General features: G+C 37.1%; 12 protein-coding genes. 1 reads left to right on the plus strand and 11 read right to left on the minus strand.

What is annotated here, in order from left to right:
- Positions 1-54: 54 nt before the first annotated feature.
- Positions 55-522 carry a hypothetical protein gene (locus tag MKY09_RS11065; protein WP_169360825.1) on the minus strand — a complete coding sequence of 156 codons (468 nt, stop codon included), beginning with the start codon at positions 520-522 and terminating at the stop codon, positions 55-57.
- 55 nt (positions 523-577) lie between these two features.
- On the minus strand, positions 578-1,120 hold the full coding sequence (locus MKY09_RS11070; protein ID WP_340883735.1) for an NUDIX hydrolase: 543 nt from the start codon (positions 1,118-1,120) through the stop codon (positions 578-580).
- A gap of 68 nt (positions 1,121-1,188) precedes the next feature.
- On the opposite strand from MKY09_RS11070, the gene MKY09_RS11075 reads away from it, so the two are divergent.
- The gene (locus MKY09_RS11075; protein ID WP_342566632.1) at positions 1,189-2,085 is read left to right on the plus strand and encodes an aldo/keto reductase; all 897 of its coding nucleotides are present in this window, start codon (positions 1,189-1,191) and stop codon (positions 2,083-2,085) included.
- Positions 2,086-2,248: 163 nt separating this feature from the next.
- On the opposite strand, the gene MKY09_RS11080 is transcribed toward MKY09_RS11075, so the two are convergent.
- From MKY09_RS11080 to MKY09_RS11120, 9 genes are all read right to left on the minus strand, one after another.
- Complete coding sequence (locus MKY09_RS11080) at positions 2,249-2,815, minus strand: AAA family ATPase (protein ID WP_251555967.1); 567 nt, start codon at positions 2,813-2,815, stop codon at positions 2,249-2,251.
- A gap of 53 nt (positions 2,816-2,868) precedes the next feature.
- Complete coding sequence (locus tag MKY09_RS11085) at positions 2,869-3,426, minus strand: hypothetical protein (RefSeq protein WP_169360821.1); 558 nt, start codon at positions 3,424-3,426, stop codon at positions 2,869-2,871.
- 578 nt (positions 3,427-4,004) lie between these two features.
- Positions 4,005-5,630: an extracellular solute-binding protein gene (locus MKY09_RS11090; protein WP_251555969.1), complete on the minus strand. Its 1,626-nt coding sequence runs from the start codon at positions 5,628-5,630 to the stop codon at positions 4,005-4,007.
- 65 nt (positions 5,631-5,695) lie between these two features.
- Positions 5,696-6,568 (minus strand): carbohydrate ABC transporter permease, encoded by an 873-nt coding sequence (locus tag MKY09_RS11095; RefSeq protein WP_169360820.1) that lies wholly within the window; start codon positions 6,566-6,568, stop codon positions 5,696-5,698.
- 72 nt (positions 6,569-6,640) lie between these two features.
- A complete protein-coding gene (locus MKY09_RS11100) occupies positions 6,641-7,537 on the minus strand; it encodes an ABC transporter permease subunit (RefSeq protein WP_169360831.1) in 897 nt (298 codons plus the stop codon).
- A 205-nt stretch (positions 7,538-7,742) separates the two neighbouring features.
- Positions 7,743-8,384, minus strand: coding sequence for a YesL family protein (locus MKY09_RS11105; RefSeq protein ID WP_169360819.1), 642 nt, complete (start codon positions 8,382-8,384; stop codon positions 7,743-7,745).
- A gap of 214 nt (positions 8,385-8,598) precedes the next feature.
- A complete protein-coding gene (locus tag MKY09_RS11110; protein WP_342566633.1) occupies positions 8,599-10,005 on the minus strand; it encodes an extracellular solute-binding protein in 1,407 nt (468 codons plus the stop codon).
- Positions 10,006-10,081: 76 nt separating this feature from the next.
- Positions 10,082-11,143 (minus strand): dienelactone hydrolase family protein, encoded by a 1,062-nt coding sequence (locus tag MKY09_RS11115; protein WP_342566634.1) that lies wholly within the window; start codon positions 11,141-11,143, stop codon positions 10,082-10,084.
- Positions 11,144-11,155: 12 nt separating this feature from the next.
- Positions 11,156-12,955 (minus strand): hypothetical protein, encoded by a 1,800-nt coding sequence (locus MKY09_RS11120; RefSeq protein WP_342566635.1) that lies wholly within the window; start codon positions 12,953-12,955, stop codon positions 11,156-11,158.

Genomic DNA, 12,955 nt, shown 5'->3' on the forward strand with positions numbered 1-12,955 from the left:
AAGAAGTGTTTTCTCATTACAAGAGATTCACATAATAATAATTATTAATAAATACTAATTATTAAATACGATAAATGGTAAAAGAATAAACTCTATTATAATAGTAATTATATAGAAGCCAAGTGTAAAGAGATTTACTCTTCTTGCCAATGCAAGTAATAGGATACAGTAGACGAGTTGAAATGGGAACCACCAAAATACATACGGAAAAGTACTTTCTTGAGTTTGCAGCAAAAAACTGGAACAGAATCCATAAAAGGTAATTTTGAATGCGCAAATGACTAAGATGAATCTTTGTAAGTAGCGATGCTGATAAAACAAGAAAAAAACGACTGCAATCATCAAGTGAGGAAAAATCGTCTCTAGGAAACTAGGTGGCCCTTCCAATAAGACTCGTGCATCCAAAAGGTTGATAATCCACTGCTGCTGTTCTGGTGAGCTACGTTCAAAAAGTATTAATCCTCCTATAAAACTAACAACTAGTACACAAAAAGATACGAAAATAGTATAAGACTGGTTCAACTTGGAATCCCCCCTATCTATTTTCATCTTATGCTTGTACTAGGTTCAAACATGCTTATTTTAAATAATCTTTTAACCAAATATAGGCGAAAGCTGTTTTTGCATCAAAGATCTGTTGAGAGATTACCATTTGTTCCATATCTTCAAGACTGACATGTAATAATTCAACGAACTCATCCTCGTCTAAATCAGCTGGATTCTCCATTTTTACAATATTTTCAGCCAAGTAAAGGTGTATAATCTCATCAGCAAATCCAGGTGAGGTTGCAAAAGATTGTATATACTTCAGATTACTACAAGTATAGCCTGTCTCCTCTTCAAGCTCTCGCATTGCTGTAAGCTCTGGGGCCTCATTTGGCTCAATTTTACCAGCCGGTATTTCAATAATAGAGCGTTCCAGTGCTTTTCTATACTGTTCTACTAAAATTATTTTTTTATCGTCAGTTACAGCTACTACTGCAACTGCTCCCGGGTGCTTCACAATCTCTCTTTTACCTTGCTTCCCATTCGGTAAAAGAACATCATCTACCTGTAATGTAATAATTCGACCAGTATATTTTAAATCAGTTGTAACTGTTTTTTCTTCAAATTTTTTCATTAATTTTCTTCCTCTCATTTGAATCTATCTAATTCTCATTGTACCATGTAGGAAAGGAAGTGATAATCTTGGAAAAAAGACAATTAGGAAAAAGTGAAATCTCTATTTCAGAAATCGGACTTGGTTGTATGTCACTACCCACAAACATTACAGAAGCCGAAAAGATTATTCAAACCGCAATGGAACATGGTATTACGTATTATGACACGGCAGATTTGTATGACCGTGGAGAAAACGAAAAGATTCTAGGTACTCTTCTTAAACCTCATCGTCAGGACATAGTTATTGCCTCTAAGGTCGGTAATCGACTAAACGAAAATGGTGATGGCTGGCATTGGGATGCCTCAAAAGAATGGATTCAAACGGCGATACATGAATCCCTAAAACGCCTTCAAACAGATTATATTGATGTGTACCAGCTACACGGCGGGACAATGGATGACAATGTGGATGAAGTGATTGATACGATGGAATCTTTAAAAAAGGAAGGCCTAATTAGAGAATACGGCATCTCTTCTATCAGACCGAATGTTATTAACCGCTTCCTACAAAAAAGCAATGCAGTATCGGTTATGATGCAATATAGCTTGCTAGATAGAAGACCAGAGGAGTGGTTACACTTACTGGAACAAAACAGGACTACCCTGCTTAGTAGAGGCTCGCTTGCAAAAGGTATGCTGACCGAAGATGAAGGGCTTATTCGTGCTAAAAAAGCGGGCGACTACCTCTCTTATACAAACAAGGAGCTACTAGACACGATAGGGGAACTAAAGTCTTTAGATGCATCACTAACTAGCATAGCTCTTCACTATGTCCTGCAAAGTGGTGCTGCAATCGTTGGAGCAAGCTCATCTGAACAATTAATGGAGACAATTGAAGCGTATCAAGCTAAGATACCTGATGACTTACTAGCAAAAGCTTCTGAAATAACGAAAAAAACTACTTATTCAGAGCATCGAATATAAAACTAGCACTAGGCTCCTTGAATTTGTTTAAATCAAGGAGCTTTTCTTATGAAAAGGAGGATTATCGTAAATAATTGGTTGATTGTCGTAAAATGTTCACTGATTGTCGTAAAGTAGCTTCTGATTGTAGTAATCCATTCGGTCATTGTAGTAATCTAGAAGGTTATTGTAGTAATCCATATTTTTGCTGCAAAAAGCTCTTTGTCATATCTACACGTTCTTGGACAGTATAATCTCCTTCTATCCGCAAAACTGGACATGTCAATGTCGTCAACCATTCTTCATGTAAAGCTTTACTTCTCACTTCCATTCCTGCATGATCATATAGCCCAGCCCACTCCATAAACTCCTTGTATTGTTCGTGCTTGGGTCCACCTGCTAAAATATCATTTCCGTATCTTTGAAACTCTCTTTTTTCAAGTCTTTCTAATCTAATATTCGGTGGTATCCATAAAAAAATGACCACATCAAAATAAGTTTTTAAATCTTCTCCCCAACCACATACTGCTCCAGATAAGATTGAATTTCCATGTGAGTTTAAATCTCTTTCCAGGAGGTCTTTTCTTTCTTCCAGTTCTCTTATCTCTGTATATTTTGTTAACCAAAAATAATCATCTGTGTCCAAATGGGTCCAGCAAATTTCATCGGATAATGCTTTCGCTAAGGTAGTTGTTCCAGATCCAGAAGCACCAAATATATGTATTTTCACTAGTTTTGTCCCCCATAACATCGTATAACGGCTCTTTAATTAGTTCTATAAGTAATTGGATGAGAAAGTAGAATTTAATTAGTTATTTTCCCACTAAAATGCCCACCTTCATAAACACCCTCTTTCCATAAAACATTTCCATTACTATCAAATGCTTCGATTTTCAATGGGTCGGGTTCCCCAGCATCTGCTTCTTCTAAAGCATCAAAGGTAACAAACCAACATCTTAATCCTTCAGAAATCTCAACAATTGTAGCTCCCTTCTCTATTGTTTTTTGCTTCACAAGCACGGTTGTAATTTGATCATTTGTGATAATTCCTCCAAACAATGTTAAAGGTACTTTTGGATTATTAAACATTACCCAGTCCATACCGTCACCAGGATCTATCTCACCGTTTCCAGTATGTGTCCAATATTCATCAACCGACTTTTTATATCCAGTACGGAATCCTGTTTCATCTTCATAAAACACAACTTCATAATCTTCCTTTTGCAGTTTATCCAATATCTCAGTTGAATTTGGATGTGGAACGCTTTCTATAAAGTCCTCCGTACTATTTATGCTAAAAGTATATGAGCAGCCTGTCTGTAGCAGTAACACTATAAAAACCAAAAGTAATTTTTTCTTCATTAATCATTCCCCCTTTGCTATATGAAAGTATAATAACTTTCTCGTCATAAATTTACGTATATCTAAAATTTTAGTTTCAAAATATTCAATAAATAAATGAGAGTTCTGCATTAGAAAGTTAAATTTCTTAAACGAAGTCAATATTTGTTTATTTCTAAAGCTTTGTTAAAGTTATTGGTTAATTTTGATTAAAACTTCTTTTTTTAAAGTGATTGTAAACATTACAGAAGTGACATTCAAATGACTATTAAGAACATAAATTTTGTTTATGCAAGTAAATTTATAAGCACTTTATCGATGAATTAAAGCCGTTCCCATTTATTGAATGGAGCACCAGACGGCGACATAAGCAGGAATAAGTGAGACAGATAAGACATCACAAACACACACGTAAGCGATGGGTGATGGATTATCGCTCACTCCGCGAAAAAGCGTCCGGCTGGTGTGAAAAATCAATTCTACTTTCTGACTTAAAGATTCCTTGCAACATTAATCAACCATACCCTTTTACATAGCTATTTCAAAAAAAAGCAGCACCAAAGTCTTTAAATGACTTTTGGAGCTGCTCTCTTTTTATATTATTTCCATTCTCTTTCTGTGTAACCCTTTGCCTTAATTCCTTCGTTCGTTTCCTTAATAATTTGTTCTCCTCCACGTTTCATGTATTCCTCAACCAAGCTATCCCATTCAGAGATTGGTCTTTGGCCAGCAATCATTTTTGCTTGCTCGTTCATGATGAATTGTGTTAAATCAGTGCCTTTCTCCTGATTTGTTGGAGACATTACTCCGTATGAAGGATCTACATAAAGCTTGTTAGATTCAAACATTTCCTGAAGAGATTGAACCATTTCCTTCATTTCTGGCATTTTGTAATCATCTGCATATGTGATATTTGCATCTTCTGGTACTTGCTCACGATTGTCTAAGAAGTAAGTCGAAGGTGAAAGTCCATCAGATGAGAAGTTTGGCAATTGAACTGCCTGCCCATTTTCCATGTTATACCCTTTTCCTTCTCCACCTAAATAGAAATCAAAATCAGCGTTATCCGGATTTTTTGTATCCCTTGGGTAATATGTTTTACCAAAGTCAACCATTTCTAAAGCACGGAAAATCTTACCTTCGTCTCCAGCCATGTTAGCATTTAAAGCTAAAATACCTGAATAACCAGATCCAATAGTGAAGCCCTTGGATTTATCTGGAGCCTCAAAAGGAGGTATTGCTATTAAATGTGCATCTGGATTTGCTGCTAAAAGACCTTCGAAATAGGCTTCAGACATACCTGAAACTCCCCCAACAAAGATTCCAGCTTTTCCAGAGTAAAACTCCGTGTTCGTGCTAGCCCAATCAAGAACTGCAAAATCCTTCGTCATCGCTCCTTCTTTATAAAGGTTAGCAAAAAATTGGATCAAGTCTTTTCTACCGTCAGAAATAATTCCTGGGATGTAATTTCCTTCTTTATCTTGGTGATACCAAGCGTTAAAGTCCCAGTAAGTTCCCATATTAAAGTTCGGGTTAATATTTTCACCAATTGCAACGCCGTAAGTATCATCTTTTCCATTACCATCTGGATCTTCCTTCGTAAAAGCTATCGCTACCTTCTCCAGTTCCTCATAAGAAGTAGGAACTTCTAAACCAAGCTTATCTAACCAATCCTTACGAATAACTGGTGTTACAGGGTACGGTTGAGAGTAACGTGGAATACCATAGATCTTCCCGTTCACTTTAAAAGAGTTGTAAACGTATTCTGGGATTTTCCCTAGTGTGTCATAATGCTTAAGATAATCATCTAAAGGCAGGAATGCTCCCTGTTCTGCCCATTGATAAAAACGAGTGTCTGTTCCTGGAAATCCGATTAGGTCTGGCATAGATCCAGAAGCAACTATAGCAGACGACTTTTCAATATAGTCTCCCTGAGGAATAATTTCCGGCTTATAGTCCACGTTAAAGCGTTCATTTATCATATCAAGACCCGGGCTTTTCAGTGGTGGTGGATCACCGAAACGAAATGTCATTCCCGTAATCGTGTACTTTTCTGTATGATCAAACGGATCTACTGCCGGTTCCTCTTTGTTTGGTTCTGCACTATTTGTCTCTTTTTCCGGCTCTTTCGCTGGTTCAGTTTGGGCATTTTCATCGGTACAAGCTACTAAAATTAGACCAATGATAAGAATTAGAAAACCATAAAACCACTGCTTACTTCTCACATTAACCCCTCCATTACTATTTTGTCTGGTGTAAATAAATTCTCGATGTCCATTGCGATAGAAAGTCACCCCTTAACAGATCCAAGCATCACTCCTTTAGCAAAGTGTTTTTGTAAGAATGGATAGACGATTAAAATCGGTAAAGTAGCTAACAATATAGCAGCCATCTGAACGGTTTCAGGAGGTGGAAGATTTTCCAGCATTGCTGCATGCCCCCCTAGTGCCGCATTAGGCTCATTGACTATTACAATTTGCCTTAAAATTACTTGAATCGGCCATTTTGCAGGATCATTTAAATATAGAACCCCTGAGAAATAACTGTTCCAATGACCTACTGCGTAAAATAAACCGAATGCTGCCAAGGCTGGCTTCGACAAAGGTAAAATAATGCGAGTAAATATTTGGATATCGTTTGCACCGTCTATTAATGCCGCCTCTGTCAGTTCCTCTGGAATTCCTTTAAAAAACTGTGTAATAATGATCAGATTAAATGGACTAATCGCCACAGGAATTATAAGAGCCCATAAGGAATTTAATAATCCTGTTTCCTTTACAATAATATAGGTAGGGATCATCCCTGCTGAAAATAGCATCGTAAACAATACTAGAAAAAGAATTGTTCGTTGCCCTAAAATATTTCTAGTTAGCGAGTAAGCCATCGTCGTAGTAAAAAATAGATTTACTAATGTTCCAACGACAGTAATATAGACCGTTACGAACAACGAACGAATAAATTGATCAGAGCCTAATATATACGTATAAGCATCAGTCACCCATTCCTTTGGCCATAACAAGAAATCACTATTTAATACATCACTAACACTAGAAAACGAAACCGAGAAAATATATAGAAAAGGAAAAAGCATGGCTGCTGCTATAATCAAGAGAACTGTACCATTGAAAAAATCCATTACTTTTTCCCCAGAAGACCTAAACATGAACATACCCCCTTCCAGACGAGAGTCTCCCATAAAGACATGTCATCTTGAATCTTTCAATCTTTCATATGGTCAATATAGACCTTCCTCACCAAATCGTTTAGCAAGCCTATTTGCAAGAACCACTAAAATCAAGCCAATTATTCCTTTAAATAGACCAACAGCGGTTGCAAAACTAAAATTCGCCTGCTGTATTCCTTTAAAATAAACATACGTATCGAGAACATTACCCGATTCCATATTAAAAGGATTTAGCATTAGAAAGATTTGTTCAAAACCACTATCCATCACGTTTCCTAAACGAAGGATTAATAAAATAACAATCGTACTTTTTAATGCAGGCAATGTTATATGCCAAATTTGTCTCATGCGACTCGCACCATCCATGACAGCTGCCTCATATAGATGAGGGCTGATGCCGGATAAGGCAGCTAGAAACAATATAGTACCCCATCCAGACTCCTTCCAGATGACCTGCAATACAACAATCGGTTTAAACAGTGCCGGATCCGTTAGAAAAGGTATAGGATTCATATCTAGAAAAGATCCAAGAAAGTTATTTATTAAACCTTCACTTCGTAGAAAGATAACAGTTATTCCAACTACCACAACCCAAGAAAGAAAGTGAGGCATATATACAACAGACTGCAGAAATCGTTTATACATTTGGTTTCTTAACTCATTCAGCATAAGTGCTAAAATAATGGAAATAGGAAATGCAAAAATAATTTGTAACATGGAAATCTGAAGTGTATTCCAAATTACTTGTATAACCTCCGAGTCTTCAAAAATGGATTGAAAATGTTTTAATCCAACCCAAGGGCTCTTAAGAAATCCTTGGAATGGACTATAATCTTTAAATGCTAACAATAATCCAATCATCGGAATATATCGATAGATTAAAAAGTAAAGGGCACCTGGCAAAAGAAGTAGCAATAGATACCGATCCCGCCACAGTTTTTGCTTAATAGAATTTTTATTTGGGGGCTTTGGTTTTTCCTTGACGTGAGCTAATGTCGGAACAACTGTCTCAGCGTCTTTATTTTGAGTAACAATAACTTATTTCCCCTTTCCTTGAAGCTTTTTGCCAATTTATTTACCTGTATAATACCTGTATTTATATTACCAATTTTAGTTTAATTTTTACATTTATTCAATATTTTTCTAAAATTATTTATTTCTTATATTCAATGGGCTCTTGCTGTTTTGATTCAATAATTTTAAACAGTTTATTGGATAGAAATATTAAAGTAACGCCTATTAAACTTCCGCTATAAAAAGGTATGAGTCCAGGAATTTTCATGACTAAATAATAGGGGAAATAAAAACCTAAAACCATGAACACCGCAAACAAAGGATGGGCCAAAACGATATAAATACAATCCTTAAAATACTGGGAAAGCTTCATCTGATAACCGACATAAAGTGGAAAAGCATACAATAAAGCGATCAAATAAATTACACCTAATATAAAGAAGAAAAATGATGCTATTAAGGCTGCTATATTTGGCAGGCTACGAAAAAACTGCAAATCTACGAAAAGAATAACGCCTATAATCAGCCAAATATAACCATAGATATTAGATTTTAATAATTCTTTTCTATATATATCATTGAAGTAACGAAAGGTTTTTATATCCTCTTCACCATAGCTCCATTTGCGTATAACCGATAGCATAGCAACTGTAGCTGGGAAAAAACCTACAACGCCTAGACCTAAGATGATTCCGCCTAACCAAAGGATATTTATATAGGCAAGCCGCATTCCCCAGTCCATATATCGATATAGCGTTCCTCTCCAGCCTGTCAGCTCCATACCATTCACCTCTTGTTTATCTAACCTTTTAAAGATTCAATCTTCTCCATCTAAAATCTTCAACAATCTCTTATTTATTTCTTATTACTTTATGAATTCAATTAGAGAATCATACTTTTATACAATAGAATTCATATTCTCAGGCTAGTGGCTTAGAATTTCAATTCATCTCTTATACCAATAAATGATTATTTACCTTTAAAACTACTTAATCTTATTCTAAAAGCTGTTGTATTCTTTGGCATGTTTCCTCTGGTTTCTCCATATTTGCCCATAAAAAATGCATTTCTCGTTCAATTAACTCAAATTCTTCAATCGTTAGGTGTAAATCCTTGATCGTTTTAGCGACTGGCATCGTTTCAATAAAGGCATTGTAATGCTCTGGATGAATATCAGGCTGGAGGAGTCTATTGTCTTCTGCAACCTTTCGCAGCATTGGAATCGTACTTCCATTTTTCTTTATCAATATTTGCGCCTCTTCACTAACCATAAAATCGATCAGTGCATGTGCGGCTGGCTTATTTGGACTATCTACATGGACACCAAGTGCCCCTCCAAGTAAAAGTGTGCCTGCATCTTTATTTTTAGGCGGTGGAATTACATCCCATTGTATCTTATGGTCTCTGAATTCATTCATAAAATAATAGGTAGTTAAGATCATCGCTGCCCCTTCTCGCATAAACAGGTTCTCAGCGAGGTCGTTGCTACCATGTGAAAAAATAGGGGATACCTGATGTTTGTACATTAAATCAACACAAAACTCTAACGCTTCTATATTTTCCTTACTGTTCATCACCGGCTTAGTTCCTGTGGAATCCTTAAAGCTTCCTTTATTTTGTAATAGAAAAACTGGCCATCTGTTAGTCGAGGACGAAAAACAAAAACCATACTCATTCACTAAATTATCCTCATTTAGATCATTTGTTGTTTTTCGGGACACCTCTAACAGATCATTCCAATCTTTTATATGAAAATCGTTTAGAACGCCTGCTTTTTCAAATATCCGTTTGTTGTAGCAAATCATTACTGGCGAGAAAACAAACGGAGTTACATGCATTTTGTTTTCCGTTGAAAACATTTGAAAAACTTGGTGATAACTATCCTTCATCGGATCTATATGCGCTGGTAAATAGGGTTCTATAAGATCTAAGTGATCCTTCTCCATCAGCTGTCTATAATGATAGTCTGAAACTATAAAAACGTCCGGGCCAGAACCGTGTTTAAATGACTGCATAAGGTTATAAACGTACTGATCATTTGGTAAAATTTCAAGATTTATCTTAATATAAGGATTCAATTGTTCAAATCTCTGAATGATTAGATTAATAATCTCAATCTCATAGGAGTTAGAAAACCAACCGAGCGTTAAAGTTTGCTTTTGTGTGTCATCAGGTAAGGTTACCCGGTTTCCCTTTCCTGCTATTTTTTCTATAAGCCCTTCTTCCACTAGCTCTGCTAACGCTTTTCTTATGGAAACTCGACTAAGCGCATATTCTTTACTTAATGTATTTTCTGGCAATATAAATTCCCCAGGTTTAATCTTCCCTGTAATAATCTCTTGTTTTACCTCATGGATAAACTTGTTATAACGACTTTCAAAGTCACTTTGTCGTTTTATCAATGCTTACAACTCCCCTGCCAAAATTGGCGCTATATAAAGATATGAATCAATCATAACATGTGCAAGGTTGGTAGTTTTATTTCATTAACCATTTATCTAAAAATAAGTAAGCTGCTTGTCTAATTTCATAGGGGAAGTCATGACCCGAGTTCCCTATTAACGTTTGGATTTTTTCTGTACAATCCATCCACTTATACAATGAATTTAGTTCAAAAAGTCCTTCAGCAGCTGGTTTCCAATGCGGGAAAATAGAATCATTTTGCCCCATCCATAGAAAAAAAGGTGTAGGTGCCACTAATGCAGCTATTTCAGTAAATTCAAAAGGAACCTTATCATCATTTATGTAGTTACTTAACTGGGGGATATGACTAAACCAATCTCGTTTTCCCCAACGATGTAACTCCGGATCTCCTGCAAATGTTGAAAATCCACAACTACATACTACTGCCTTTATTCTACGGTCTACGCCAGCTAAAAAGTAACCGTTGTAGCCTCCAAGTGAGTGTCCGATCACCCCTATTTTATCGCTATCTACACAACTTAAACTCTCTAATAGACTAATTCCTTGCTGATGATCCACAATCATTTTGGCTACTGCAGACCAGTTCGGATGTGCGGCGTCAAAGCTTGCTGTCTGAAAAGGCTTTTCGTCCTGTCGCACCCGTTCTCCAGCTGTTATCGTATCCGGGGCAAGTACTACATAGCCTCTCTTAGCAAGCTCAAGTCCATATTGTCTGTTTTGCCGTCCCTCTGTTGTACTTACATCATCCTTCCCGTTGTCGCTCGTTGGATGAAGCGCAATAACGGAGGGATATTGTTTGTGACTAGAGTTCAAAACCTCTATGGCGTCATCTTTAGTAGAAACCTTTTTGCTGTTACATCCTTTCGGTATTAGCAGGTTTGCTGGAACCATATCGTCGAAAACAGTGTCGTACCTTATCTTTATTAAATAGTAATCTTCATACGATTTCCAAGAGATTATATCAAAATGTGTCTGTACTAAAGGTGGGACCCCACCAATACATTGTAACCAAATTTTTTCGATTGCATCTCTTTTGTTCTCCCAATCTCTTTTACGTTCCATTAATCGCAAAAGAGAAGGCGCACCCTGTTGATGTAAAGTGGACAATGCATACATTTCTTCACCCCATCATTCTATACTTACACTATATAAATGACTGCCACTACCATAGTAAACTCTTCCATTAAATAGAACAGTACCACTGCTCGCTTTAGCTTCTAACCCTTTCTTAAGTATTGGTTCGGGGCATGGTTGCTTAACATCAATCGCAATAAGTGCGTTTGACATAAGACAGTAAAGCGTGTGATTAGGCTCGTCATAAACGAAGCCTGAACGAATCGGTTCCCCATAACTGGATAGATCTTTTCCGGAAAGAATAGAATTCATTTCAGTATCCCATATAAAGTACATTCCTAGCCCAGTAACACCATGCACCCGATTATACATATCTGTATAAATAGCAATAATTTCTCGTGTTCCATTAAAGGGTACGAAACTGCATTTTAGTTGCATGGTTGTTCGATCAAGCACATATAAGCGTGCATCCTGTTCTTTTGATACTGCTCCTCCAGGTGCCTCTACACTTGTGCCCCCTATAATATCTCCGTTACTGAGCTCACTAAGACAAATAGTACTGTGAAAGGGTAATATATCTTCATTGCGTATTACGACCTGCTTTTCTGTATCCATATTATAAATTGCCAAGGCACCACCAACTAGTCCATAGCCCGGAAACCCACCCCATATTACTTCTTTCGTTCCACTCAAGGCAAGGGCACAGCGAGGTCGATGAATCTGATCCTCTTCTAAAACTAAACGAGGAATAGAAGATTGCTGATCTAAATCGTAAACATATAGCTTTCCACCTGCGTATGCCACTCCCACTAACAGATTTTCATGGGAAGCATAGGCACAAATATTTCCTCCCCCTCCCTTTTCTAGTGCTCCAAAATTTTGAAGAGAGTTTTTGGTTGGATCATACCGAAAAAATTGTAGAGGGTGCATGGACGTACCATAGATAAATCCGTCTGGAGCGAGAAAAAGACTTGAAAGTTCCGCTCCCTCCGAATGGTATATTAAATGAATCGTTTTCTGTATCCCACTATCCTTATGACTAATTTGAACAAGCCCTTCAGATAAGCTGTAGTGCTCGATCTGATAATTTGATTCATTTGGAATGTGGACTTTTTGAAATCCTGTTCCTACAAAACTAGAAGGTGCAACGTCCGCTGCTGGATTACATTCTCCCTGAGAAAACTTTAGCCACTGAGAGGCCGTTAACACATTCTTTAAGTCGGATGCCTCTATGTGTCCATAGACAGTACCATCGTTTCCAAGATATACATAGCCTGCTCCCTTCTGCCTTTGATGAGAGGAAAGCAAACTCTTTTTCTGGCCAGTTATTAAATGGTAGGCTATTATATCTCTTTTCTCAGTTCCAATTCCCATATAAGCCCATCCGTGCGTATCAAGAGCTACTGTTCCTGGATATTTTTCCTCGGCATGCATAGAGCCGTAATCTACAACATGCTGCGATTTGCTATCATAGGAAAGCAAGTGACAGTGAGGGTATGTAGTGAAATAAATCATTCCCTCACTGTCCTCTGCAAAGCTAAAACCGACTATTTCCTCACCATTCTCTATTACTTGATAATCCACAAAGCACTCTTTGAAAGGGTCTAACACGAGCAGCATCTTACCTGCCCCCGTATAAAATAAGCCTCCACTATTAAATGAGGCAAAAGGGTATTCTTTATTTTCCAGTGGAAAGAAAACTTGCTTGCTTGTTCCTTTTTCTAAGTCGATTATTAACACAAAGCCCTTGGCCGCAATTACTAATTTACTCGCTTGTTCCTTCGTACATATAGCAGCTGTTCGCTCCTCCTCCGCGACAACCGGAGTTCCATGATCTATAAGTTTGTTATACAT

The organism is Psychrobacillus sp. FSL K6-4046 (genome assembly GCF_038624605.1).
Lineage (GTDB): Bacteria > Bacillota > Bacilli > Bacillales_A > Planococcaceae > Psychrobacillus.